This window comes from Variovorax sp. GW821-FHT09D07, assembly GCF_059416345.1.
The window spans coordinates 1,261,696-1,287,079 of the sequence record NZ_JBWKOY010000001.1; the positions used below are offsets into that span (position 1 = coordinate 1,261,696).

The following is a 25,384-nucleotide window of genomic DNA, read 5'->3' on the forward strand; positions in this document are numbered from 1 at the left end:
TCGTTGCGGGCGCGCGCGTGTCGCTGCGGCCTCGGTCCGGAAAGTCCTTGCAGATCAACGGCAAGGGCGCGCTGCACCTCGGCAAAGTCACGAAAGCTTCACAGTGGCTGCGCACGACCACCATGGGAAGCCGCGACATCGAGACAGGGTCACCACCCAACCCCGAGGTCCACCTCTAGCTCAGGACCAGCACGCCGGCGGGGAGCGACCGGGCGTTCAAACCGAAGGAACGCTGCATCTGGAGCAAGGCCAGATCGAGGCGGTCGAGCTTGAAGGTCGCGGAGACCGTTTTCCCCCGCAGCGCATCCACCATCAGGACCACACGCCCGGGGCGGTAGCGATTGATCTCGTCCAGCACCGCCGACAAGGGCGCCTGCTTGAACACGAGCTCACCGCGCCGCCAGGCAGAAGCCACCTCGGGGTCTGCGGCGGCGATGCCGCTGATCGAGTGATCGCGGTAGACCGCTTGCTGGCGTGCCAGCAGCACACGGTCGCCGGCCGGGTGCTCGATGCGCACGCGCCCCGCCAGGCAAGTCACGCACACCCGCCCTTCCAGGCGGCTGATCTCGAAGCGCGCCGATTCGCCAATGCTGCGGCCGGCGCCGGCCACGACGCTGAAGGTGTGTGCACTGGGCAGCATCTCGATCGCCGCTTCGCCGTTCAGCAATTCCAGCCCCTCGGCCTGGTCGTCCGAGGCCACCCGGCGGATGCTGGTGCGGGTGTTCAAGGTCACGTCGATCTGGTCGGACCACGCGATCGCACGCTGCTCGCCGGCGGCCGTGCGCCAGTCCGCACGCCATTCATTGGCCGCGGGCCACAACCCCAAGGGCGAATAGACCGCCACCCCCGCGACACCGGCCGCGGCGGCTGCGCCGGCCACGCCCAGGAAGGCCCGGCGGCTCGCCGCGGGCCTGCGCAGGGTCTCGCGATGAAGGCTCGCCGCTTCGGCGTCGGTGCGCACCAGCCGGTTCAGCGCGGGTTGAAGCACGCGCCACTGCTGCCGGGCCTCGATGAACGCCGCCTGATGCAAGGGACTCGCGTCGCGCCAGCGGCGGAACGCCTGCGCCTCCCACTGCGTGGCGGCGCCCGAATGCAGCTTGCGCACCCACGCGCGCGCGTCTTCGCGCAGCGTCTCGGGAAGCGTCGGTGGTGAAGGGTGCGTCGTCATGTCGGTTTCAGGAGCCCCGTACTTGATAGACGGTTGCCGACGCCGCAATCCGCAAACTATTTCTTCGTGCCGTCATGAAGACCTGCCAGGGCGCGGTTCCAGCCGCGAGAACAGAAGATCCTGCGCGGCCTTCAGTTCGTACTCGACGGTCCGCACAGGAATGCCAAGCCGCGTGGCCACGTCCCGCTGGGACCAGCCCTCCAGGCGAACCAGCAGCAGGATTTCGCGGCGGCGCGGCGGCAGGCGCGACAGCAGGCCGTCCAGCGCCTCCAGCTGCGAACGGGCTTCGGCGACCTCGGCAGGACCGGGCGCCGGGTCCGGCAGCTCATTCATCAACATGTCGATGTCGTCCGACAGCAAGACTTGGCTCTGTGCGCGCCGGACGTCGATGGCCAGGTTGACCGCCATGCGCAGCAGGTACGCCTGGGGCGTGGCAATGGGGCCCGCCATGGGCTGGCTGCGCTCCAGCTTCAGCCAGGTTTCGTGCAGGGCGTCTTCCGCCAGTTCGCGATTGCCCAGCCGCACGGCCAGGCGTTGCCTGAGCTGCTCGTAGCGTTGCACCAGGAAGCTGCGCAGCAGCGGGATGACGTTCTCCGTCATGCGTCAGTGCACCGTGGCACAGCGGGGCCCGGGCAACACGTCGTGCGGGAGGATGGCCAGCGTGAGCGGCAGCGCCAGGTCCACCGGCGGGGGATGGTCCATCTTCAAAGGGGCCAATGCCGCGAGCATGGCGGCGTCCCGCGCAGGGTCTCCCGAAGACGACACCAGGCGGGCCTGGCCGATGCGGCCCGACGCGGTCACCTGCAGTTGCAGGATCGCGCGGTAGTGGCCGGGGGCCGTACGCAGATCGGCGCACAGCGCGTCCCAGACACGGGCCTGGACCAGGGCGTCGTACCCGCGTGGCGAACCGGCGGTCGACGCCACCCCGGGCACCGCTGCGACGCGCTTCAGGATGAAGGCACCGGAAAGCTGCGTGTCCACGTCATCCGCGGTGAAACCCGTGCCGGCCAGCAAGGCCCGCAAGGCGGCATGCGGCGTATGGCGCCCGCGCACCGGGGCGGACGTTCGCCCCGCCACCCACTCGTCGATGAACATCACCGATCGGCCCGACACCGCGGCGTACTGCGCCAGGGCAGCCGCCAAGGGCTGCGCCGGCAGGTCGAAGTCGAGCATCTGCGATTCGGACGACGCGCGGGTGGCGGCATCTGCCGACTGCACGTCGATGCCCGCGGCCACGGCCTTCGCTGTCGATCCCCAGGCAATGCAGACGCACACCACGGTGCACGTCAGGCCGGAGACAAAGGCCCGCACGAGCCTGTCGTCCCTGCCCCGGCCCAAGCCCCGTCCAACCACTCGCCCACGACCACCATGCGCTGAAGTCAACAAGGAAGAAGTGGATCGTGTCAGCAAGCTTGTGGGCAGTATTTCAACTCCTGCAAGCATCACATCGGCGAATGACGACCGCGTGACGACCGGCAGGGCCGGGCGCGCCGCGGCGGGGCGCGGGCGGCGCCCTCTTGCGTGACCGGTCCTGCTAGCGCCCCGGCGTCAGCTGGATCCGTTCCACCGTTTCTTTCTCGACCGCGCCACGGCTGTAGACCAGCGGCACGTACTTGCCTTCGAGCCACAGCGGCGCCAGGTCGCGGTAGTTCGGGCTGTCGGGGTTGCCCGACTGGCCCGGCGTGTTGATGACGCGCGAGGCGTCCCAGTTGCCCACGTCGAGCACCATGCGGAACGACGCGCCCGAGGTCAGCTTGTAGTCGTTCGCGCGGTAGGTGGCCGCCATCGGCGTGAACGACGAGCCGGACATCGGCCAGTCGCCCACCTCGAGCTTCTTGCGCGTGGCCGCATCGACCACGCCGCCCAGCGGATGCCGGAACTCCGCGCGGTGCAAGGCGCCCCACTTCCACGCCGCCGGGTCGGGCCCGAGCTTGGCGGACAGCTCCTGCATGGCGGCGGGCAAGGTCGTCAGCAGCAAGGCATCGCGCTGCGCGTTGCTCACCCAGCCGGACGGGTTCTCCAGCAGCAGCACCATGCGCGTGTTGTCGCCGGGCGCGGCCAGCGCGGCACCGGCATCGCCCGCCCCGGCCTTGAGCACGGCCTGGCGCAGGAACTTGCTGCTCCACACCTCGTACAGCGCGGCCGCCGCGCTGTCGCGGTCCATGGCGCCGTCCCAGGCCTGCAGCAGGCGCAGCGCCGCCGCGGTCTGGGCGTCGTCGCTGCGCTGGCCGGCCAAGAGCTTCAGCACGCGCTGCGCCGGCGTCGCGACGATGTCGTTCTGCATGCGCTCCGAGTCCTCGATGGTGAAGCGCGAACCCGCCGCCACCTTGGCCGCGAACAGTTCCTTGAGGCGGCGCGCGCGGGCCGCATCGCTCCACTCGTAGCCCACGCCCTTCTTCGCGGCGGGATGGTCGGCCGGGATGTTGTTCTCGTTGGCCGTGACCACGTAGCCGCGCGCGGGGTTGAACTCCGAGGGCAGCTCGTCGCCGTTGCGAAAGCCCGACCACTCATAGCGGCCATCGCCGGGAACGGGCATGAGGCCGTCCCAGTTCGGACGGATCGGCGTGAGCCCGCCCGGAATCCAGCCGACGTTGCCGCTGCTGTCGGCATACACCTGGTTCTCGCCCGGCGCGCCCCAGCGGTTCATGGCCGCGCGGAACTGGTCCCAGTTGCGTGCGCGCATGTAGTCCATCGAACCGAAGTACGGCGCCATGCCGGGCTCCAGCCAGGCGGCGCGCAAGGCGAAGGCGCGGCGCTTGCCGGGCTCCGCGACCAGCACGGGGCCGTGGCGCGTGAAGGTGTTGACCACCTCGCGCGGCGCGGCCTCGCCCTTGACCGCGATGCGCTCGGTGACGCGCGTCATCGGCTCCCAGCGGCCCTGGTAGCGGTATTCCTCGGGGTTGGCCGGGTTGAGCTCGTACACGTACAGGTCTTCCTGGTCCATGTAGAAGCGCGTGAGGCCGAAGGCGATGGTGCCGTTGTGGCCGATCGACAGGCCCGGCAGGAAGGGCTCGCCCGCGCCGATGGCGTCCATGCCGGGCGCGCTCAGGTGCGTCATGTAGCGCAGGCTCGGCGCGCCGTGCGCGCGGTGCGGATCGTTGGCCAGAATCGGCCGGCCCGTGGACGTGAGCTTCGGCGCGATGACCCAGTTGTTGCTGCCGTAGGCGGCGGTGGGGTCGCCCTGCGACGCTTCGTCCTGCTCGGCCTTCGCGGCGATCGCCTCGGCGCTGCCGGGCAGCAGCGCGACCGGCATGGAAGACGCGCCCGCGTTCATGCCCACGCGCGTGTTCTCCTTGGTGAAGCGCGGCGCATCGGTCGCCCGCAGGTAGGCCGCGCGCAGCTCCGCCGCCGGAAGGCTGCAGGGATCGAAGCCCTCGGGCACCTTGGGCGTGACCGGCGGATCGAGTTCGCGGCGCAGCCAGTCGGCCTTGACGCCCGGCGCACCGGCGCAGAAGGCGCGTGCGCGGTCGACCTCCGAGCTGAAGTTGAGCGTGAGCCCGTGGTGCCGGATGCGCACCACGTCCTCGGGCGACCACGTGGCCGGCTGGTAGCCCAGCAGCGCGAACTCGGTCGGCAGCAGCGCGGGCTGCGCACGCACCTGCGCCACGTAGGCATTGACGCCGGCCGTGAAGGCCTCGGCCACGCGCTTGGCGTCGGAGCCATAGGCCAGCCATTCGCGGTACATGTCGCCGCGGTAGAGCACGGCGCGCGCGGCGCGGTCGCTCTCGACCCAGGCGGGGCCGAAGTCCTTCGCCATTTCGCCCAGGCCGCGCTTGCGCCACAGGTCCATCTGCCAGAGCCGGTCGCGCGCGGCGATGAAGCCCTGCGCCACGAAGGCGTCGTAGAGCGTGCCCGCGTACAGGTGCGGCACGCCCCAGCGGTCGACCAGCACTTCGGCCGGCTTCTCCAGACCAGGCACCGCGAAGGATGACGAGGGTCGCGTGGGCGTGTTCACGCCCGGGGCATTGGACGCACACCCTGCGAGGGCGAGCACCGCCAGCGACACGGCGCCCAGGGAAAGCCGATGGTTCATTCTCTTCATGCAGTTCGTCTCCGGTCTTGTTGTGGATTGGCAGCGGGCAGTATCCCGATTTCTGTCACCCGACGGGTGACAAGGCATGACTTGTAGACTGGCGCGCTATGCAGCCCACCACCCCTTCAACCTCCTCCTGCGACAGCTGGCTCGCCGGCGCGATCCGCCGCATCGAAGCCGACTACCAGCGCAGCGCCGACACGCACCTCATTCCGCTGCCGCTGCCCGCGCTGGCCGCGCACGGCATCGACCTGTACCTGAAGGACGAATCGACGCACCCCACCGGCAGCCTCAAGCACCGGCTCGCGCGCTCGCTGTTCCTGTACGCGCTGTGCAACGGCTGGGTGCGCGAAGGCACGACCATCGTCGAGGCCTCCAGCGGCTCCACCGCCGTGAGCGAGGCCTACTTCGCGCGGCTGCTGGGCCTGCCCTTCATCGCCGTGATGCCGCGCAGCACCTCGCCCGAGAAGGTGGCGCAGATCGCCTTCTACGGCGCGAGCTGCCACTTCGTGGACCACGCCGCGCAGGTGTACGACGAGGCCCGCGCGCTGGCCGAACGCACCGGCGGCCACTACATGGACCAGTTCACGTACGCCGAGCGCGCGACCGACTGGCGCGGCAACAACAACATCGCCGAGAGCATGTTCCAGCAGATGGCGCGCGAGCGGCATCCGGTGCCCGCGTGGATCGTGGTGGGCGCCGGCACCGGCGGCACCAGCGCCACCATCGGGCGCTACCTGCGCTTTCGCTGCCACGACACGCAGGTGTGCGTGGCCGACCCCGAGGGCTCGGTGTTCTCGGCCTACCACCGCAGCGGCGACGCCACGCTCACGGCACCCGGCTCGCGCATCGAAGGCATCGGCCGCCCGCGCGTGGAACCCAGCTTCGTGCGCACGCTGGTCGACCGCATGCTCGAAGTGCCCAACCTCGACTCGGTGGCCGCCATGCATGCGCTGTCGGCGCTGCTGGGGCGCAAGGTCGGCCCGTCGACCGGCACCAACTTCGTCGGCATGCTGGCCGTGGCGCACGAGATGCGCGCGGCCGGCCAGCAGGGCTCGATCCTGTCGCTGCTGTGCGACGCGGGCGAACGCTACCTGCCGAGCTACCACGACGCCGACTGGGTGCGCAACGCCTTCGGCGACATCGCGCCGGCGCAGCAACGCATCGACGCGCTGGTGGCGGGCTGATGGCCATGCGCCCGACCCGTGGCCTCATCGCGCGGCGGCAGCTGTTGCTGCTGGCCGCGCTGGCCGCCTCGGGCGCGCCGCATGCCGGCTGGGCCCTGCCCGCGAAGGCGCTGCAGTTTCCGCGCGACTTCGGCAGCCACCCCGAGCTGCGCACCGAGTGGTGGTACATCACCGGCCACGGCCAGACCGCCGCGGGCCGCGCGTTCGGTTTCCAAGTGACCTTCTTTCGCTCGCGCGTCGACGCCACGCAGGCCATGCGCTCGGCCTTCGCCGCCAAGCAGCTGGTGTTCGCGCACGCCGCCGTCACCGACCTCGAAGGCCGCGTGCTGCGGCACGACCAGCGCATCGCCCGCGCGGGCTTCGACGTGGCCTCGGCCAGCGAAACCGACACCGACGTGCGGCTGCGCGACTGGTCGCTGGTGCGCGACGCCGGCAGCGGCGCCTACACCGCGCGCATCCCCGCCGGCGAGTTCACGCTCGACCTGCGCTTCGCGCCGTCGCAACCCGTGCTGCTGCAGGGCCGCGAAGGCCTGTCGCGCAAAGGCCCCGACCCCGAGCAGGCGAGCTACTACTACAGCGAGCCGCAGCTGCAGGCGCAGGGCCGCCTCACCTTGCAGGGCCAGGCGCCGTTCGAGATCGCCGGCACCGCCTGGCTCGACCACGAATGGAGCGAGGCGCTGATGCACCCCGAGGCCGTGGGCTGGGACTGGATCGGCATGAACCTCGACGACGGCAGCGCGCTCACCGCCTTCCACCTGCGCCGCCGCGACGGCAGCGCGTTGTGGTCGGGCGGCTCGTTCCGCCCGCGCGGCGGCGCGGCGCGCATCTTCCAGCCCGGCGAGGTGCGCTTCGACGCCCTGCGCAGCTGGACCAGCCCGCGCACGCGCGCGAGCTACCCGACGCACTGGCGCATCGACACGCCCGCGGGCCGCTTCGAGGTGCAGGCCCTGCTCGACGACCAGGAACTGGACAGCCGCGGCTCCACGGGCGGCGTGTACTGGGAAGGACTGAGCGAACTGCGCGACGCGCAGCAGGGCCAGCGCGTGGGGCGCGGATACCTCGAGATGACGGGCTACGCGGCGCCGCTGCGGCTGTGAGCCGAAGCCCGGCGCGATGGGCTACTTCACGCCCTGGCTCAGCGCCTGCGCCGTGTTGCGCGACAGCGCGCGGACGTGGTCGTCGATCGCCGAAGCGACGGGCGCGAACTCGGCAGTGCTCAACCGCTTGAGGTCGCGCGGCTCCGGGAAATCCTTGAGCTGCCGCACCCGTTGCCGCTGCTGGGCAAGCATCGGCTCGTAGGCCGCGAGGTTCAGCGGCGGGTCCATGACGAAGACCTTGGCTTCGATCGCGGGCACCGCGAAGTACCGCGTCGACCCCAGCATGCTGCGCGTGAAGAGGCCCGAGTTCTGCATGAAGCTCTCGCCGCAGGGCCCACCGGTGCACTCCATGCGCGCCTGCGTTTTCGTCGCCTCGACCAGGACCACGGCGGAGATCTGATCGTCCTTCAGCTTGCGTGCAGCCCACGCCTGCGCAGGATTCGCGATCCAGCGACCGTCCTTGAAGACGGCCAGCGCGTTGACGGAGGTCGTGGCAAAGCTCGTGAGCCGCACCACCTGGAAGCCGGCTTTTTCGAGCTCCGACGTGAAGGCCTCGTAGACCTTGGCCGTGGGGTTCCAGGGGAACGGGTACGTGGTCGAGAAGTTGTTGAAGACGGTCGTGCCCACGTGCATGTGTTCCGCGGATGCGGTGGGGATGCGCACCAGCAGGCCGACCTTCGCGCCCTTCGCGAGCTGGCCGCCGTTCGGTGGCAGCGGCGGCGGGGTCATGCACCCTGTCAGTGCGAGCGCCACGAAAAGTGCGAGCAGCCGTCTGCGCATGGGGGTCTCCTCCATCTTCTTGTCGGTGTGGGCCTGTGCGGCCGGGTGCGGATGATTGTGCCGAGCGCTGCATGCGGCGTCGCCACGGGAACCGGTGGTTTTGGACAGCGTCGGCTTGTCAGTGCCGATGAGGGCCGCGACTCACGCGGAGACCGTCACCCCATTGCGCTCCAGCACCGCCAGCAGCTTCGGAATGTCGGGCGCCGGCCCGACCGGAATCTCGCGATCGATCGCCGCGAACATCTGCGCGGCCATCGCGTCCTGCCCCGTGATCTCGAGCATCTGGCCGCCGCCCTTGCCGTAGTGAAAGCCGTGCACCGTGCCGCGCGGCACGTGCACCAGCGTGCCGGGCTGGCACACGTGGGCCTGGCCGTCGCAGAGGAATTCGACCTCGCCGCCGAGCACGTAGAACGACTCGTCCCAGTCGTGGCTGTGCGGTGGCGGGCCCGTGCCTTCGTCGCCGCGCTGGAAGGTGACGCCGTAGCTCTGCGTCGAGGCATTCGACGCCAGCACCGTCACCTGCGTGCCGAGCACGTTCAAGGGCGTTTCGCGCCGCTCTGGCGGGAGGACAAAGTACGGAAGAAGGGCCATGGCCGGCTCCTCGAAGTGGGAGCCGGATTCTGCGCCCCGGCCACAGGGGGCACAAGCGATGGCGCCGCAGGGAGGGTAACCACCCCGCCGTCACGCCACCGGCATCGCTACTTCGCGCGGCGGCGCTCGATGAAAGCGATGATCTCGCCCATGATGCCCTTGCGGAAGGCCAGCACGCAGATCACGAAGATCAGGCCCGTGACCATGGTGACCGACTCGCCCAGCGTGTTGAACCAGTCGACGGTCGTGATGCGCGCCAGGAAGTTGCCGAGTTCGCCGATCTTGTTCTCGAGCAGCACGACCACCGCCGAACCCACGATGGGACCCGACAGCGTGCCCAGGCCGCCCACCAGCGTCATCAGGATGACCTGGCCCGAGGCGGTCCAGTGCACGTCGGACAGCGTGGCAAAGCCCAGCACCAGCGTCTTGAGCGAGCCGGCCAGGCCCGACAGCGCGGCCGAGATCACGAAGGCCAGCAGCTTGAAGCGGCTCACGTCGTAGCCCAGCGACAGCGCGCGCGGCTCGTTTTCCTTGATGCCCTTGAGCACCTGCCCGAACGGCGAGTGGATGGTGCGCACGATCAGCAGGAAGGCCGCGACCACGATCACCAGCGCCACGTAGTACATGGTCAGGTCGTTCGACAGGTCGACGATGCCGAAGAGCTTGCCGCGCGGCACGCCCTGCAGGCCGTCTTCGCCGCCCGTGAACTTGGCCTGCAGCGCGACGAAGAACATCATCTGCGCGAGCGCCAGCGTGATCATCGCGAAGTAGATGCCCTGGCGACGGATGGCCAGCACGCCGAACAGCCAGCCCAGCAGCGCGCCGGTGAGCGTGCCCGCGATCAGGCCCAGCTCGGGCGTGAGGCCCCAGACCTTGATCGCATGGCCCGCTACGTACGCGGAGCCGCCCAGGAAGGCTGCATGGCCGAAGGACAGCAGGCCGGTGTAGCCCAGCAGCAGGTTGAAGGCCGCGGCGAACAGCGCGAAGCACATGAGCTTCATCACGAACACCGGGTAGGCGCCGAAGAACGGCGCGAGCACCAGGGCGACCAGCAGCAGCGCGTAGACGACGGTGGAGATTTTTTTCATGTTCATGCCGCTCGCCTTATTTCTCTTTGCCGAACAGGCCGGCGGGGCGGATGAGCAGCACGATGACCATGATCACGAACACAACCGTCGAAGAAGCCTCGGGATAGAAAACCTTGGTGAGCCCCTCGATCACGCCCAGGCCCAGGCCCGTGAGGATGGCGCCCATGATGGAGCCCATGCCGCCGATCACGACCACCGCGAACACCACGATGATGAGGTTCTGCCCCATCAGCGGCGACACCTGCATCACCGGTGCGGCCAGCACGCCGGCGAAGGCGGCGAGCGCGCAGCCGAAGGCGTAGGTCAGCGTGATCATCAGCGGCACGTTGACGCCGAAGGCTTCCACCAGGCGCGGGTTCTCGGTGCCGGCGCGCAGGTAGGCACCCAGGCGCGTCTTCTCGATCACGTACCAGGTCGCAAAGCAGATCACCAGCGAGGCCACGACCACCCAGGCACGGTAGTTGGGCAGCACCATGAAGCCCAGGTCGGTGGCACTGGACAGCAGCTCGGGCGCATCGTAGGGCAGCCCCGACACGCCGTAGACCGAGCGGAACACGCCTTCGATCAGCAACGTGAGGCCCAGCGTGAGCAGCAGGCCGTAGAGGTGGTCGAGCTTGTAGATCCAGCGCAGCAACAGCCGTTCGATGACCACGCCGAACAGGCCGATGAGGACCGGCGCGGCAATCAGCATCACCCAGTAGTTGACGCCCAGGTACTCCATCGCCATCCAGGTGAGGACGGCCCCGAGCATGAACAGCGCGCCGTGCGCGAAGTTGATGACGTTGAGCAAACCGAAGATCACCGCCAGCCCGAGACTCAGGATGGCGTAGAACGAGCCGTTGACCAGCCCCAGAAGGAGCTGGCTCAACAAGGCGGGAAGGGAAATGTTCATAAGCGTTTCAACGAACCCGGGCGCCGCAAGGGCGCCCGCGGGAGGTCACTTCCAGAGGGCGCAGCGGCTCTCGGCCTTGGTCGTGAAGACTTCTTCGCCCTTGAGCTTCTGGACCACCTTGTAGTAGTCCCACGGCTGCTTGGATTCGGCCGGCGACTTGACCTGCACCAGGTACATGTCGTGCACGAAGCGGCCGTCGGCGCGGATGCTGCCCTTGGCGTAGAAGTCGTCGATGGGCGTGGACTTGAGCGTGGCCATGACCTTGTCGGCATCGACCGTCTTGGCGGCCTGCACGGCCTTCAGGTAGGTCATGGTGGCCGAGTAGTCGGCGGCCTGGATGTCGGTGGGCATGCGCTTGGTCTTCTCGAAGAAGCGCTTGCCGAAGGCGCGCGTCTTGTCGTCCAGGTTCCAGTCCCAGCTGGTGGTCAGCAGCAGGCCTTCGGTGTTCTTCAGGCCCAGGCTGTGCACGTCGGTCACGAACACCAGCAGACCCACCATCTTCATGCTCTTGGTGATGCCGAACTCTTTCGCGGCCTTGATGCTGTTGATGGTGTCGCCGCCGGCATTGGCCAGCGCCAGCACCTGCGCCTTGGAGTTCTGCGCCTGCAGCAGGAAGGACGAGAAGTCGGAGGTGTTGAGCGGCGCCTTCACCGAGCCCAGCACGGTGCCGCCCTTTTCCTTCACGACCTTGGTCGCGTCGGCTTCCAGGGCCTGGCCGAAGGCGTAGTCGGCGGTCAGGAAGTACCAGCTCTTGTCGCCACGGCCGATGACGGCCGCGCCGGTGCCCTTGGCGAGCGCGACGGTGTCGTAGGCGTAGTGCACGGTGTAGGGCGAGCACTGCTCGTTGGTGAGCGCCGAGCTGCCCGCGCCGTTCACGACGAAGACGCGCTTCTTCTCCTGCGCCACCTTGGCCATGGCCAGGGCCGTGCCGGAGCTGGTGCCGCCGAACAGCATGGTCAGGCCCTGCGTGTCGATCCACTCGCGCGCCTTGGAGGCGGCGATGTCGGCCTTGTTCTGGTGGTCGGCCGTGAGCAGCTCGATGGGCATGCCGTTGACCTTGCCGCCGAAGTCGTCGATGGCCATCTGGATCGCCAGCGCGCCGTTCTTGCCTTCGACGTCGGCGTACAGGCTCGACATGTCGGTGACGAAGCCGATCTTGACCTTGTCCTGCGCCTGGGCGGCACCGGCGGCCAGCGCGGCGGCGGCGAAAACGGCGGAGAGAGCGAATGTGGTGGTCTTCATGGATGTTGTTCCTGTGGGGTGTTCGGTGGTGTCACTTCCAGAGCGTGCACTTGGACTCGGCCTTGGTAGTGAACACCGTGTCGCCGGGCAGCTTCTTCACGAGCTTGTAGTAGTCCCACGGCGTCTTCGATTCGGCGGGCGACTTGACCTGCATCAGGTACATGTCGTGCACGTAGCGGCCGTCGGGGCGGATCTGGCCGGTGCCGAAGAAGTCGTTGAGCTTCATCTTCTTGAGCTCGGCCATGACCTTGTCGGCATCGTCGGTCTTGGCGGCGTCCACGGCCTTGAGGTAGGTCATGGTGGCCGAGTAGTCGGCGGCCTGGATCTCGGTGGGCATGCGCTTGGTCTTGTCGAAGAAGCGCTTGGCGAACTTGCGGGTCTCGTCGTTCAGGTCCCAGTACCAGCTGGTGGTGAACTGCAGGCCCTCGGTGTTCTTCAGGCCCAGGCTGTGCACGTCGCTCAGGAAGATCAGCAGGCCGGCCAGCTTCATGGTCTTGCCGATGCCGAATTCCTTGGCGGCCTTGATGCTGTTGACGGTGTCGCCGCCCGCGTTGGCCAGGCCCAGGATCTGCGCCTTGGAGTTCTGCGCCTGCAGCAGGAACGACGAGAAGTCGGACGCATTGAGCGGGTGGCGCACCGCGCCGACGATCGTGCCGCCCTTGGCCTTCACGACGGTGGAGGTGTCGGCTTCGAGCGCGTGGCCGAAGGCGTAGTCGGCCGTCAGGAAGAACCAGGTCTTGCCGCCGCCGTCGACCACCGCGGCACCGGTGCCCTTGGCGAGCGCGACGGTGTCGTAGGCGTAGTGCACGGTGTAGGGCGAGCACTGTTCGTTGGTGAGCGCCGAGGAGGCCGCGCCGTTGTTGAAGTACACGCGCTTCTTCTCGGCCGCGACCTTGGCCAGCGCCAGGCCCACGCCCGAGTTGGTGCCGCCGAAGACCATGCTCAGGCCTTGCGTGTCGATCCACTCGCGCGCCTTCGAGGCGGCAATGTCGGGCTTGTTCTGGTGGTCGACGGTGAGCAGCTCGACCGGCTTGCCGGCCGCCTTGCCGCCGAAGTCGTCGATGGCCATCTGGATCGCCAGCGCGCCGTTCTTGCCTTCGAGGTCGGCGTACAGGCTGGACATGTCGGTGATGAAGCCGATCTTGACCTTGTCCTGGCCTTGCGCCTGGGCGGACGCTGCGAGCGCCAGTGCGCTGAAAGCCAGGGCGAAAGCGGTGAGCTGATTTTTCATGGATGTCTCCGGCAGTAGCAAGAAGGGGTGAAAGAACTCAGACGCCGAGCAGCTCGGTCAGCACGGGCATCTTGGCTTCGAGCTCGGCAGCGCCGAACTTCTCGACGATGCGGCCGTGCTCCATCACGTAGAAACGGTCGGCCAGCGGCGCGGCGAAGCGGAAGTTCTGCTCGACCATGACGATGGTGTAGCCCTTGGCGCGCAGCGTGGTGATCATGCGGGCCAGCGCCTGCACGATGACGGGCGCGAGGCCTTCGGAGATTTCATCGAGCAGGAGCAGCTTGGCGCCGGTGCGCAGGATGCGCGCCACGGCCAGCATCTGCTGCTCGCCGCCCGACAGGCGCGTGCCCTGGCTGTGGCGGCGCTCGGCCAGGTTGGGGAACATGGCGTAGATCTCGTCGACCGACATGCCCTGCCCCGCGCCCTTGAGCTCGGGCGGCAGCATCAGGTTTTCTTCGCACGAGAGGCTGGCGAAGATGCCGCGCTCTTCGGGGCAGTAGCCGATGCCCAGGTGGGCGATGCGGTGCGTCGCCATCGAGACGGTCTCGACGCCGTTGACCTTGATGCTGCCCTTGCGGGCGCCGGTGAGCCCCATCACGGCGCGCATGGTCGTCGTGCGGCCCGCACCATTGCGGCCCAGCAGCGTGACGACTTCGCCCGGCTGCACGACCATGTCGACGCCGTGCAGCACGTGCGATTCGCCGTACCAGGCCTGCAGGCCCTTGATTTCGAGTGCAGCGGTCATGTCAGTGAGCCCCCTGCATTTCGCCGTCGGTGGTGCCCATGTAGGCCTCCATCACCTGCGGGTTCTTCGAGACTTCGGCGTACGGGCCTTCGGCCAGCACGGCGCCGCGCTGCAGCACCGTGATGGTGTCGGCGATGGTCGAGACCACGCTCATGTTGTGTTCGACCATCAGGATGGTGCGTCCGGCCGACACGCGCTTGATGAGCTCGGCCACACGGTGCACGTCTTCGTGGCCCATGCCCTGCGTGGGTTCGTCCAGCAGCATCAGCTCGGGCTCCATGGCCAGCGTGGTGGCAATCTCGAGCGCGCGCTTGCGGCCGTAGGGCAGGTTCACGGTCTGTTCGTCGGCCAGCTCTTCGAGGCCCACCTCGGCGAGCAGCTCGCGGGCGCGCGCATCGAGCGGCTTGAGCGACTTCTCGCTCTTCCAGAAGTGGTACGAGGTGCCGAGCTTGCGCTGCAGGCCCAGGCGCACGTTCTCGAGCAGCGTGAGGTGCGGGAACACGGCGGAGATCTGGAACGAGCGGATCACGCCGCGCCGCGCAATCTGCGCCGGGCGTTCGCCCGTGATGTCGTGGCCGTTGAACAGGATCGTGCCGGCCGTGGGCTCGAGGAATTTGGTGAGCAGGTTGAAGCAGGTCGTCTTGCCGGCACCGTTGGGGCCGATGAGCGCGTGGATCGAACCGCGCTTCACCGAGAGGTCGACCTTGCTGACCGCGGTGAATCCCTTGAATTCCTTGGTGAGCTGGCGTGTTTCAAGAATGACGTCGCTCATCTCGCGGCGTCGTCCGTGTGCGGAAAAAAGAAATCGGTCATGCGGTCCATCTCAATGCGCCACCATCGAGCGCGGACCGATTGTTGGTGGCTGCTATGCAATTGCATACTGGGGCAAATGCCTATGCTGCACTGCAACCATTCACAGAGTGCGCCCCCTCTGCGCGAGCGACTGTCGTCCCGACGACATTGCGCACCGCAGCACGCACACCTGCGAACGCGCGATGCATGCACGCTTCGTGAAAAACTCGCGTGCCCGCCGCGCTGCCACGATGCGCTTTCACCCGGATTGAATCCACCACCGCCATGCCGAACTTCCGCTCACCCGAATTCCTTGCCGACCACATCGCCCACACGCTGGCGTTCTACGCGCCGCGCAGCCGCGATGCCTCGGGCGGCTTCTTCCATTTCTTCAAGGACGACGGCGTGGTGTACGACCGCCGCACGCGCCACCTTGTGAGCAGCACGCGCTTCGTGTTCAACCACGCGATGGCGTGGCGCCGCTTCGGCCGGCCCGACGATCTTGCGGCGGTGCGCCACGGCCTGGCGTTTTTGCAGACCGCGCATGCGCAGCCGAATGGTGGCTATGCATGGCAGATCGACTGGGATGGCCATCAAGCCACCGTGCAGGACGGCACGCAGCACTGCTACGGCCTGGCCTTCGTGCTGCTGGCGCACGCGCATGCGCTGATGGCCGGCGTCGAGGAAGCACGCGCCGGCCTCGCGCACACCCGCGACCTGATGGAACGGCATTTCTGGGAACCGGCGCACCAGCTGTACGCCGACGAGGCGACGCCCGCCTGGCAGGTCGGCCCGTACCGCGGCCAGAACGCCAACATGCACGCCTGCGAGGCCATGCTCGCGGCCTACGACGCCACGCGCGAGCCCTTCTACCTCGAGCGCGCACGCACGCTGGCCGAAAGCATCACGGGCCGGCAGGCCGCGCTCGCCGACGGGCTGGTGTGGGAGCACTACCGCGAGGACTGGTCGGTCGACTGGGACTACAACCGCGGCGACAAGACCAACATCTTCCGGCCCTGGGGCTTCCAGACCGGCCACCTCACCGAATGGGCCAAGCTGCTGTTGCAGCTCGAGAGCCACCTCGGGCGCGGCGCGCCGGGCACCGAATGGCTCGTGCCACGCGCGCGCCACTTCTTCGACACCGCGATGCAGCGCGGCTGGGACGCCACGCACGGCGGGCTGGTCTACGGCTTCGGGCCCGACGGCGCGGTGTGCGATGGCGACAAGTACTTCTGGGTGCAGGCCGAAAGCTTCGCCGCCGCCGCCCTGCTCGCGGTGCGCACGGGCGACGCCGGCTACTGGGACTGGTACGACCGGATCTGGGCCTACAGCTGGGACCACTTCGTCGACCACGCGCACGGCGCGTGGTACCGCATCCTCACGCCGCAGAACGCGAAGATCAGCGACGAGAAGAGCCCGGCGGGCAAGACCGATTACCACACGATGGGTGCGTGCCATGACGTGCTGAAGGCGCTGGGGCACGGCGTCAAATAGCCGCGTCACCCTTCAATATCCGCACAAATCTTGTGCGGCGGCGCCCCTACCCCGCAGCCCGCGGGCTGCCTACGCTTCAGGCCTTCTTTCACTCACGCAGAGAACGCATGAAGCACCCCAGCATTCGCAGCCTCACCGGCGCCGTGCCCACGAGCCGTCTCGATCCCGCCACCACGGCGCTGATCGCGATCGATTTCCAGAACGAGTATTTCGACGGGCGCATGCCCATTCCCGACGGAGGGGCCGCCCTGCGCCAGGCGCGGCGCCTGATCGATGCCGCCGACCGGCATGCGATGCCGGTGTTCCATGTGCAGCACGTGGCGCCCGCCGACAGCCCGATCTTCGCGGACGGCAGCCACGCCTTCGGCATCCACGACGCACTGCGCCCGGCGCCGCAGCACGCCGTGCTGCGCAAGGCCACGCCGAGCGCCTTCGCGGGCACCACGCTCGAGGCCGAGCTGCAGGCGCGCGGCATCACGACGCTGATCCTCACGGGCCTCATGACGCACATGTGCGTGTCGGCCACGGCGTTCGATGCCGCGCCGCGCGGCTACCAGAGCCTCATCGTGGGCGATGCCTGCGCGACGCGCGACCTCGACCTGGAAGAAGGCGGCGTGCTGGGCCACCGCGAACTGCACCGTGCGGCGCTGCGCGGCGTGTCGGATGTGGTGGCCGAGGTGCGCTCGACCGACGAGGTGTTGCAACTGCTGGACGCGGGCCGCTGACGCCCTGCCCTTCGCATGCCCCCACGAATCCAACCTCTTCGATCCATGACCATGAAACGCTCTTCTGCCTTGTTCCTCGCCCTGTCCTGCGCCCTGAGCGCGTCGGGCCTCGCCACTGCCGCCACGCCGGCACCCCGCACGCCGATCTCGGCACCGGCCGACACGCTGCAATGGCAGGCCCTCGCGGGCGGCATCCGCTACGCCAACGTGCGCGGCAACCTGACGGGCAACGGCCCCTACGAAGCCTTCGTCGAATTCCCGGCCGGCTTCGACAACCCGCACCATCGCCACACACAGGCGCTCCCGTCCGTCGTGCTCTCGGGTGTGTTCTATGCGATCTTCGATGACGGCAAGAAGGTGCTGTACCCGGCCGGTTCGTACTACCTGCTGCCGGCGCGGCTTCCGCACCGCAGCGGCTGCGAGCCGGGGGCGAACTGCCTGTTGTTCCAGTACCAGAGCGATCGCTTCGACCTGGTGCCCACCGCAGCGAAGTAAGGCGCGGCTGCCGCGCTCAGTCGCCCTGCCCGTGCGCGGGCAGGTAGCGCGCGGCAGCAAAGTCGACAAACGCCCGCACCTTCGGCGACAGGTGCCGGTTCTGCGGATACAGCGCATACAGGTTCAGCGGCTGCTGGCGGAACTCGGGCAGCACGCGCACCAGCTCGCCACGCGCCACAGGGTCGCGCACGAGGAACGCCGGCGACGCCGCCAGCCCCGTGCCCGCCAGCGCGGCGCTGCGCAGCACGAGCCCGCTGTTGGCCTGCAGCCGCCCACTCACGTCGACCGTGTGGACGCTGCCGTCCGGCGCGGTGAAGCTGGGCTGTGCGGCCTTCGCGGCCAATGAATAGTTGAGGCAGTCGTGCCCCGCCAGGTCGGCGGGCGTGCGCGGCGTGCCGCGCCGCAGCAGGTAGGCGGGCGACGCCACCCACCATTCCTCGAAGCTCGCGAGGCGCTTGACGATCAGCGTCGAGTCCGAGAGTGCATACGCCAGTCGCAATCCCACGTCGAAGCCCTCTTCGATCAGGTCGACGAAGCGGTCGTTGCACACGAGGTCGGCCTTGACCTGCGGGTGCGCGTCGAGAAAAGCCGGCAGCCACTGCGCCAGCTCCTCCAGTCCAAAGGACATCGGCGCGTTGATGCGCAGCAGGCCCGTGGGTTCGACCTGGTGCTGCGCCACGACCAGCGCCGCGGTCTCGACCTGGTCGAGGATCTGCCGCGCGTGCTCGTAGTAGGCCTGGCCCGCCTGCGTGAGCGCGAAGCGGCGCGTGGTGCGGTTGAGCAGCTGCACGCCCAGTGCCGTTTCCAGCTGCTTGACGTGGCGCGAGACCACCGTATGCGACACGTCCATCGCGTCGGCCGCGGCGGTGAAGCCGCCGGCCTCCACGACGGCGCGGAACGCCTTCATGGCCGCGAACTGGTCCATGCGCGAGCGCTGCCGGTTGTCAGTGCGCGCCGGCGGCCGCATCGCCGCCCGCGCCGCCCTTTTGCGGCCGCGCCAGCCACACCAGCGGGATCAGCAGCAGGAACAGCACCGCCGAGGCATAGAAGATGTCGTTCGTCGCGAGCATGAACGACTGCTGGTCGACCAGGCGGTTGATCTGCCCGAGCACCTGCTCGGAACTGAAGCCGCTGCCGGTCAGCCCCGAGATGGCGCTGGTGGCCGCGCTGTTGCCCGGGTTCACCGACTCCACGAGCTGCGCGTGGTGCAGGGCCGCGCGGCTGTCCCATAGCGTGGTGGCGATCGAGGTGCCCATGGCGCCCGCCGTGATGCGCAGGAAGTTCGACAGCCCCGACGCGGCCGGGATGCGGTCGGGCGTGAGGCCCGACAGCGTGATGGTCACGAGCGGAATGAAGAAGAACGCCATCGCGATGCCCTGGATGATCGTCGGGATGATGATCGTCACGAAGTCGGCCTGCGTGTTGAAGTTCGAGCGCATCCACAGCACCAGCGCGAACACGAGGAACGAGAAGGTCGCATAGCGGCGCGGGTCGATCTTGGACACCGTGAGGCCCACCACCGGCGAGAAGAAGATCGCCAGCAGCCCCACGGGCGCCATGATCATCCCCGCCTGTGTGGCGGTGTAGCCCATCCACTGCTGCAGCCACAGCGGCAGCAGCACCACGTTGCCGAAGAACAGGCCGTAGGCGATGGCCGTGGCCACCGCGCCCGACCAGAAGTTGCGGCGCTTGAACAGCGACAGGTCGACCACCGGGTGCTTGTCGGTCAGCTCCCAGACCAGGAAGAAGGCGAAGCCGACCACGGCCACCACGGCCATCGTGACGATCTCGGCCGAGTGGAACCAGTCGAGTTCCTTGCCCTTGTCGAGCATGAGCTGCAGCGAGCCCACCCACAGCACCAGCAGCGCCAGGCCGATGGCGTCGATCGGCACCTTGTGCGTCTTGCTCTCGCGCTTGTGGTACAGCGTCCAGGTGATGGCCGCGGCCACGATGCCGACCGGGATGTTGATGTAGAAGATCCACGGCCACGAGATGTTGTCGGTGATCCAGCCGCCGAGCAGCGGCCCCATCACCGGCGCGACCAGCGTGGTCATCGACCACATGGCCATGGCCAGGCCGGCCTTGGCCTTCGGGTAGCTCGACAGCAGCAGCGTCTGCGACAGCGGGATCATCGGCCCCGCCACGAAGCCCTGCAACGCGCGGAACAGGATGAGCGTGGTCATGTTGGGCGCCAGGCCGCACAGCAGCGAAGCGACCATGAACAGGATCACGCTGGCCATGAACAGGCGCACCTGGCCGAAGCGCTGGGTCATGAACCCCGTGAGCGGCACCGCGATGGCGTTGGCCACCGCGAAGCTGGTGATGACCCAGGTGCCTTGCGTGGTGCTCACGCCAAGGTCGCCCGAGATGGCCGGCAGCGACACGTTGGCGATCGACGAGTCGAGCACGTTCATGAAGGTGGCGGCGGACAGCGCGACCGTGCCCCACACGCGGGCGGAGCCCTCGAGCGGGGGGTGCGCGATGTAAGCAGGAGCAGCAGTGGCCATGGCGCGGGCTGTGAGGGTTCAGCGGCCGGCGGCGATCAGCCCGGCTGGCCCTGCGTGGCGGCGTGCACGGCCGGTGCGGCGGCGGACGCTGCCGGGCGGTTCACGGCTGCCGTGGGCGCGCCGCGGCCGAGGTTGGCGGCGACGATGCGGTCCACCTCGGCGTCGGCGCCGCGGTCGAGCTGGCTGTAGACCTGTGTCTGCGCGAAGGCGGTGCTGCGCGGCGCGTCGGCCAGCATCTTGCCGGTCTTCTGCGTGATGTCGATCTCCGCGTCCATCGACAGGCCGATGCGCAGCGGGTTGGCCTTGAGCTGCTCGGGGTCGAGCGCGATGCGCACGGGCACGCGCTGCACCACCTTGATCCAGTTGCCGGTGGCGTTCTGCGCCGGCAGCAGCGCAAAGGCGGCGCCGGTGCCCACGCCCAGGCCGGCGACCTTGCCGGTGTACTCGACCTTCTTGCCGTACACGTCGGCCGTGAGCTTCACGGGTTGGTCGATGCGGATGTTGCGCAGCTGCACTTCCTTGAAGTTGGCGTCGACCCACAGCTGGTGCAGCGGCACGATGGACATCATCGGCGTGCCGGCGGCCACGCGCTGGCCCAGCTGCACGGTGCGCTTGGCGACGTAGCCGTCGACCGGCGCGGGCATGGCCACGCGCTGCGTGGCGAGGTAGGCCTCGCGCACCTTGGCGGCGGCGGCCAGCACGCTCGGGTGCTGGGCCACGCTGGTGCCTTCGGTCAGCGACTGGTTGCTGGCCAGCGCCTCGCGCGCGGCGACCACGCCGGCCTGTGCGGCAGCGAGCGCGCTCTTGGCGTTGGCCAGCTGCGTCTCGGCGTGGTTGAGTTCTTCCTTCGACACGGCGCCGTTGCCCGACAGCGCGCGGCGGCGCTGCAGGTCGTCCTGCGCCTTGGCGATGTCGCTCTGGGCCTTGGCAATGTCGCTCTGGCGCAGCGTGACCTGCGCGGCCAGCGAGCCGTTGTTGGCGTACAGCGTGCGCACCTGGCGCACGGCCTGCGCGAGCGCAGCCTCGGCCTGCTCGAGCGCCACCTTGGCGTCGGCCGGGTCGAGCTGCACCAGCGGCTGGCCGGCCTTCACGAAGTCGGTGTCGTCGGCGCCGATGGCCATGACGGTGCCGCCGATCTGCGGCGTGATCTGGATGACGTTGCCCTGCACGTAGGCGTTGTCGGTGTTCTCGTAGTGGCTGGCGACCAGCCATTCGTACAGGCCCCAGCCGCCGCCGGCGACCAGCACCACGGCGGTGAGAACGGTGAGTGCGCGGCGGCGCTTGCCGTTGCCCGCGGGCGCGTCGGGCGCGTCTGGCGCTGCGGTGGGGGGCACGGGGGAAGCGGATGTCGGAGTGTTGTTATCGCTCATGATGGAGTTCTTTCCGAAGAAGGCGGATCAGCAAATCAGTTCTGGGTGGCGGCCGTCGGCGCCGAAGCCGTGGCGGTGGCCGGCGGCTGCCAGCCGCCGCCCAGGGCGCGCGCCAGGCCCACCTGCGTGTCGAGGGCGCGGGCCGCCAGGTCGACCGCGAGGCGGCGCTGGGCCAGCACGGCGGTCTCGGCGGTCAGCACGTTGAGGTAGTTGCCCAGGCCCGCGCGGTAGCGCTGCACGGCAATGTCGTAGGCGCCTTCGGCGGCCGTCTGCGCGGCGCGTTGCTCGGTCTGCTGGCGCACGATCGACTGCGCGCTCGAGACCTGGTCGGCCGCGTCGCGCACCGCATCGAGCACGGTGGCGTTGTAGCTTTCGATGGCCACGTCGAGGTCGGCCGACTTGCCGCGCAGGTTGGCGCGCAGGCGCCCGCCCTCGAAGATCGGCAGGTGGATGGCCGGGCCCACGCCCCACTGCTCGCTGCCCGACTTGAGCAGCTTGCCGAAGCCCAGGCTCTGGAAGCCGGCAAAGGCCGTGAGGTTCACGTTGGGATAGAACTGGGTCTTGGCATTGGCCACGTCGCTGGTAGCCGCTTCGACGCGCCAGCGCGCGGCGGCGATGTCGGCGCGGCGGCCCAGCAGGTCGGCCGGGATGTTCGCCTGCAGCGCCATCGGCTTCACGCCGGCGAGCACCGGCGGCTTCAGCGAGGCCGACACGTTGGGCTGGCCCACGAGCGCATCGAGTGCGTGCTGCTGCAGCGCGATCTGCTCGTTGAGCGCTTCGATCTGCTGACGGGCTTCGGGCAGGCCGCCTTCGCTCTGGCGCAGTTCGAGGCGCGTATCGAGGCCGGCCGAGACGCGGTCGCGCACCAGCTTGAAGGTCTCGTCGCGCTGGGCCAGCGTGCGCTTGGCCACTTCGACCTGTTCGTTCAGGCGCGCCCACTGGAAGTAGCTGCGCGCCACGTTGCTCGCGAGCAGCACGCGCGCGGCATCGGCGTCGGCCGCGGCGGCATTGGCCGCGCCGAGGGCGGTGTCGAGCGCGCTGCGGTTCTTGCCGAAGAAGTCGAGCTCCCAGCTCGCGCCCAGCTGCAGCAGGCCGATGTTCTGCGTCGAGCCGCCCAGCGGCGCCGGGTAGATGTAGTTGTTGTTGAACTTCTGGCGGTTCAGGTTGAGGTCGGCGCCGACCTTGGGCAGCAGCGCCGCGCCGGCGATGTCCGCCGAGGCCTGGGCGCGCACGAGGCGCGCACGCGCGACCTGCAGGTTCGGGTTGCCGGCCACGGCCTGGTCGACCAGCGCATTGAGCTGGCTGTCGCCGAAGGCCTGCCACCACTGGCTGTCCAGGCTGGGCACGTTGGCGCGCGCGGGGTCGGCCGCGATGCCGAGCGTGGATGCATCGCGCAACTTCGCGTGCGAGCCGATGCCGGCCATGTCGGCGCAACCGGCGAGCGCGACCACCGCCAGCGCGGCGGCCACGACGGGCGTGCGGCGCAGCGCGCGCACGGCGAAAGACTCAGTCATTCTTCTCTCCACGGGCCGCGAGGCCCTGTGCGTTGTCGAGGATGCGGCGCAAGTAGTCCTTGAGCTGCTCCCATTCTTCGAGGCTGAAGCCGGCCAGGTACTCGTTCTGTACCCGGCTCAGCACATAGGGCACTTCCTTCGCGGCCGCACGGCCTTCGTCGGTGAGTTCGATGTTGACCACGCGGCGGTCTTCGAGCGAGCGCACGCGCCGGCACAGGCCCTTGGCCTCGAGGCGGTCGAGCAGGCGCGTCATGGCGCCGGTGTCGAGCTCGCAGGCGCGGGCCAGTTCGGCCACGGTGGTGGCGGCGCCGACGTGCAGCTTGTACAGCGGCACCCACTGCGGGTAGGTGGGGCTGCCGGGCTCGCACATGCGCGTGCCGACGGTCTGGCCCACGGACGTGACGATGCGGCGCATCAGGTAGCCGATGCTCTCTTCGGCGCGGTAGTCCTCGGCGCGATAGAAGTCGGCCGGCGGGCGCACGGCCTCGTCGGGCGTCGGAGGGACCGGGGAAATGGGGGCATCGCTCATGCCCGAAATATTAGTTGTCATGGCAATTACTGTCAAGGCGACCTTTGTGAGGGCAAGGGCTCGGTAGAATTCGCGCCCATGGCTTCTTCCCCTCCGTCGTCCTCCGCAGCCAAGGGTTCGCCCCGCTCGCTGTCGGGGTTGCGCCCCTTCCTTCGCCCCTACCGCGTGCAGATCGTCCTGGCGGGGGTCTTCCTGGTGATGGCGGCCGTCACGACGCTGGCTTTTCCTATCGCTCTGCGCAGCCTGATTGACGGCGGCCTGGTCAGTGCCGACAAGGGCGCCCAGACCATGGCGCTGCGCGAGCACTTCGGCGCCCTCTTCGCGGTGGCCGTGGCGCTGGGCCTGTTTTCGGCCGCGCGCTTCTATACGGTGAGCTGGCTCGGCGAGCGCGTCACGGCCGACCTGCGCAACGCGGTCTACGGCCACGTGCTGCAGCAGAGCCCGGCTTTCTTCGAGACCACGCAGACCGGCGAGGTGCTGTCGCGCCTGACGGCCGACACCACGCTCGTGCAGACGGTCGTCGGCTCGTCGCTGAGCATGGGCCTGCGCAATGCCGTCATGGGCGTGGGCGCGCTGGCGGTGCTGGTCTGGACCAACCCCTATGTGATGGTGCAGGTGCTGGGCATCCTGGTGCTGGTGGTGCTGCCGAGCATGTGGTTCGGCCGCCGCGTGCGGAAGCTGTCGCGCGCCAGCCAGGACCGCGTGGCCGACTCGAGCGCCATCGCGGCCGAGGTGCTGAACGCCATTCCGGTGGTGCAGAGCTACACGGCCGAAGGCCGTGAGGCCGACCGCTTCAAGGGCTCGACCGAGAACGCCTTTCATACCGCCGTGCGCCGCACGCGCGCGCGCTCGGTGCTCGTGGCCTTCATCATCATTGCCACCTCGGCCGCCCTGCTCTGGGGCCTGTACGAAGGCACGCAGGCCGTGCTGCGCGGCGACATCACGGCCGGCCACCTGGGCCAGACCGTGGTCTACGTGGCGATCCTCGCGAGCGCCACCGCGGTGCTCGGCGAGGTGTACGGCGACCTGCTGCGCGCCGCCGGTGCCACCGAGCGCCTGATGGAACTGCTGCACGCGCCGACGGCCATTGCCTCACCCGCACAGCCGGCCGTCGCGCCCGTTCCCGCCGCGGGCAGCGCGATCCGCTTCGACGCGATCACCTTCCACTACCCCTCGCGGCCGGGCACGCCGGCGCTGCGCGACTTCAGCCTGGACATCGCGCCGGGCGAGACCGTGGCGCTGGTGGGGTCCAGCGGCGCGGGCAAGAGCACGGTGTTCCAGCTGCTGCTGCGCTACTACGACCCGCAGTCGGGCCGCATCGTGCTCGACGGCGCGTCGCTCGATGCGCTCGCGCTGCACGACCTGCGCACCCGCATCGGCCTCGTGCCGCAGGACGCGGTGATCTTCTCGGCCAGCGCTTTCGAGAACATCCGCTACGGTCGGCCCGAGGCCAGCGCCGACGAGGTGCACGCCGCGGCGCGCGCCGCCTTCGCACACGACTTCCTGCAGGCCCTGCCCGAGGGCTACGACACCTTCCTGGGCGAACGCGGCGTGCGGCTGTCGGGCGGCCAGCGCCAGCGCATCGCCATCGCGCGGGCCATCCTGAAAAACCCGCCGCTGCTGCTGCTGGACGAAGCCACAAGCGCACTCGACGCCGAGAGCGAGCGCATGGTGCAGGCCGCGCTCGAATCGGCGATGGAAAACCGCACCACGCTCGTGATCGCCCACCGCCTGGCTACCGTGCAGAAGGCCGACCGCATCATCGTGCTGGACCACGGCGGCATCGTCGAACAGGGAACGCACGCGGCGCTGGTGGCGCAAGGCGGCGTGTACGCGCGGCTGGCCGCGCTGCAGTTCACGGCCTGAGCGGGCCGGGCCGGACTGGCTCGTCGTCGAGCCGGTCG

Annotated in this window: 23 protein-coding genes; 6 read left to right on the forward strand and 17 right to left on the reverse strand. The window is 69.0% G+C overall.

Annotation, left to right across the window (positions count from 1 at the left end; all coding sequences use genetic code 11):
- Window positions 1–175: 175 nt before the first annotated feature.
- The 4 genes from AC07OX_RS05745 to AC07OX_RS05760 all read right to left on the reverse strand — a co-directional run bounded on the left by AC07OX_RS05745 (window position 176) and on the right by AC07OX_RS05760 (window position 5,210).
- Window positions 176–1,168 (reverse strand): FecR family protein, encoded by a 993-nt coding sequence (locus tag AC07OX_RS05745; protein WP_495260215.1) that lies wholly within the window; start codon window positions 1,166–1,168, stop codon window positions 176–178.
- Between the two features lie 72 nt (window positions 1,169–1,240).
- Entirely contained in the window at window positions 1,241–1,768 is a 528-nt protein-coding gene (locus tag AC07OX_RS05750; protein ID WP_062474055.1) for an RNA polymerase sigma factor, read from the reverse strand.
- Between the two features lie 3 nt (window positions 1,769–1,771).
- A complete protein-coding gene (locus AC07OX_RS05755) occupies window positions 1,772–2,479 on the reverse strand; it encodes an STN domain-containing protein (RefSeq protein ID WP_495260216.1) in 708 nt (235 codons plus the stop codon).
- A 223-nt stretch (window positions 2,480–2,702) separates the two neighbouring features.
- The gene (locus AC07OX_RS05760; protein ID WP_495260217.1) at window positions 2,703–5,210 is read right to left on the reverse strand and encodes a penicillin acylase family protein; all 2,508 of its coding nucleotides are present in this window, start codon (window positions 5,208–5,210) and stop codon (window positions 2,703–2,705) included.
- 98 nt (window positions 5,211–5,308) lie between these two features.
- Here AC07OX_RS05760 and AC07OX_RS05765 point away from each other — a divergent pair, with 98 nt between their 5' ends.
- Both AC07OX_RS05765 and AC07OX_RS05770 read left to right on the forward strand, forming a co-directional pair.
- Window positions 5,309–6,388: a PLP-dependent cysteine synthase family protein gene (locus AC07OX_RS05765; RefSeq protein ID WP_070063094.1), complete on the forward strand. Its 1,080-nt coding sequence runs from the start codon at window positions 5,309–5,311 to the stop codon at window positions 6,386–6,388.
- 5 nt (window positions 6,389–6,393) lie between these two features.
- Entirely contained in the window at window positions 6,394–7,485 is a 1,092-nt protein-coding gene (locus tag AC07OX_RS05770) for a lipocalin-like domain-containing protein (RefSeq protein WP_495260218.1), read from the forward strand.
- 21 nt (window positions 7,486–7,506) lie between these two features.
- Here the strand turns inward: AC07OX_RS05770 and AC07OX_RS05775 are convergent, their stop codons facing one another.
- From AC07OX_RS05775 to AC07OX_RS05810, 8 genes are all read right to left on the reverse strand, one after another.
- Window positions 7,507–8,265, reverse strand: coding sequence for a hypothetical protein (locus AC07OX_RS05775; RefSeq protein WP_495260219.1), 759 nt, complete (start codon window positions 8,263–8,265; stop codon window positions 7,507–7,509).
- A gap of 141 nt (window positions 8,266–8,406) precedes the next feature.
- Window positions 8,407–8,856, reverse strand: a complete 450-nt coding sequence (locus tag AC07OX_RS05780; RefSeq protein WP_495260220.1) for a cupin domain-containing protein — start codon at window positions 8,854–8,856, stop codon at window positions 8,407–8,409.
- Window positions 8,857–8,963: 107 nt separating this feature from the next.
- On the reverse strand, window positions 8,964–9,950 hold the full coding sequence (locus AC07OX_RS05785; protein ID WP_174254353.1) for a branched-chain amino acid ABC transporter permease: 987 nt from the start codon (window positions 9,948–9,950) through the stop codon (window positions 8,964–8,966).
- Between the two features lie 10 nt (window positions 9,951–9,960).
- Window positions 9,961–10,836: a branched-chain amino acid ABC transporter permease gene (locus AC07OX_RS05790; protein ID WP_062474069.1), complete on the reverse strand. Its 876-nt coding sequence runs from the start codon at window positions 10,834–10,836 to the stop codon at window positions 9,961–9,963.
- A 45-nt stretch (window positions 10,837–10,881) separates the two neighbouring features.
- The gene (locus AC07OX_RS05795; RefSeq protein ID WP_062474071.1) at window positions 10,882–12,078 is read right to left on the reverse strand and encodes an ABC transporter substrate-binding protein; all 1,197 of its coding nucleotides are present in this window, start codon (window positions 12,076–12,078) and stop codon (window positions 10,882–10,884) included.
- Between the two features lie 31 nt (window positions 12,079–12,109).
- The gene (locus tag AC07OX_RS05800; RefSeq protein WP_062474073.1) at window positions 12,110–13,309 is read right to left on the reverse strand and encodes an ABC transporter substrate-binding protein; all 1,200 of its coding nucleotides are present in this window, start codon (window positions 13,307–13,309) and stop codon (window positions 12,110–12,112) included.
- Between the two features lie 37 nt (window positions 13,310–13,346).
- Window positions 13,347–14,054 carry an ABC transporter ATP-binding protein gene (locus AC07OX_RS05805; RefSeq protein ID WP_062474075.1) on the reverse strand — a complete coding sequence of 236 codons (708 nt, stop codon included), beginning with the start codon at window positions 14,052–14,054 and terminating at the stop codon, window positions 13,347–13,349.
- Window position 14,055: 1 nt separating this feature from the next.
- Window positions 14,056–14,826 carry an ABC transporter ATP-binding protein gene (locus AC07OX_RS05810; RefSeq protein WP_062474077.1) on the reverse strand — a complete coding sequence of 257 codons (771 nt, stop codon included), beginning with the start codon at window positions 14,824–14,826 and terminating at the stop codon, window positions 14,056–14,058.
- A gap of 305 nt (window positions 14,827–15,131) precedes the next feature.
- Between AC07OX_RS05810 and AC07OX_RS05815 the strand changes: the two genes are divergently transcribed.
- The 3 genes from AC07OX_RS05815 (at window position 15,132) to AC07OX_RS05825 (ending at window position 17,560) form a co-directional block, all read left to right on the forward strand.
- Entirely contained in the window at window positions 15,132–16,340 is a 1,209-nt protein-coding gene (locus AC07OX_RS05815; RefSeq protein ID WP_495260221.1) for an AGE family epimerase/isomerase, read from the forward strand.
- Between the two features lie 107 nt (window positions 16,341–16,447).
- Entirely contained in the window at window positions 16,448–17,065 is a 618-nt protein-coding gene (locus AC07OX_RS05820) for a cysteine hydrolase family protein (RefSeq protein WP_495260222.1), read from the forward strand.
- Between the two features lie 51 nt (window positions 17,066–17,116).
- Window positions 17,117–17,560, forward strand: coding sequence for a cupin domain-containing protein (locus tag AC07OX_RS05825; protein ID WP_495260223.1), 444 nt, complete (start codon window positions 17,117–17,119; stop codon window positions 17,558–17,560).
- 16 nt (window positions 17,561–17,576) lie between these two features.
- Here AC07OX_RS05825 and AC07OX_RS05830 read toward each other — a convergent pair whose 3' ends face one another.
- From AC07OX_RS05830 to AC07OX_RS05850, 5 genes are read right to left on the reverse strand one after another with little or no spacing between them, the layout of a single operon-like run.
- The gene (locus AC07OX_RS05830; protein ID WP_495260224.1) at window positions 17,577–18,485 is read right to left on the reverse strand and encodes a LysR family transcriptional regulator; all 909 of its coding nucleotides are present in this window, start codon (window positions 18,483–18,485) and stop codon (window positions 17,577–17,579) included.
- A 19-nt stretch (window positions 18,486–18,504) separates the two neighbouring features.
- Entirely contained in the window at window positions 18,505–20,067 is a 1,563-nt protein-coding gene (locus AC07OX_RS05835) for a DHA2 family efflux MFS transporter permease subunit (protein WP_062474087.1), read from the reverse strand.
- Window positions 20,068–20,102: 35 nt separating this feature from the next.
- On the reverse strand, window positions 20,103–21,437 hold the full coding sequence (locus AC07OX_RS05840; protein ID WP_495260225.1) for an HlyD family secretion protein: 1,335 nt from the start codon (window positions 21,435–21,437) through the stop codon (window positions 20,103–20,105).
- Between the two features lie 35 nt (window positions 21,438–21,472).
- Window positions 21,473–22,951 (reverse strand): efflux transporter outer membrane subunit, encoded by a 1,479-nt coding sequence (locus AC07OX_RS05845; RefSeq protein ID WP_495260226.1) that lies wholly within the window; start codon window positions 22,949–22,951, stop codon window positions 21,473–21,475.
- Window positions 22,944–23,480 carry a MarR family winged helix-turn-helix transcriptional regulator gene (locus AC07OX_RS05850; protein ID WP_159271080.1) on the reverse strand — a complete coding sequence of 179 codons (537 nt, stop codon included), beginning with the start codon at window positions 23,478–23,480 and terminating at the stop codon, window positions 22,944–22,946. Before AC07OX_RS05850 ends, AC07OX_RS05845 begins: the two co-directional genes overlap by 8 nt.
- A 78-nt stretch (window positions 23,481–23,558) precedes the next feature.
- On the opposite strand from AC07OX_RS05850, the gene AC07OX_RS05855 reads away from it, so the two are divergent.
- Window positions 23,559–25,346, forward strand: a complete 1,788-nt coding sequence (locus AC07OX_RS05855; RefSeq protein WP_495260227.1) for an ABC transporter transmembrane domain-containing protein — start codon at window positions 23,559–23,561, stop codon at window positions 25,344–25,346.
- Window positions 25,347–25,384 lie beyond the last annotated feature (38 nt).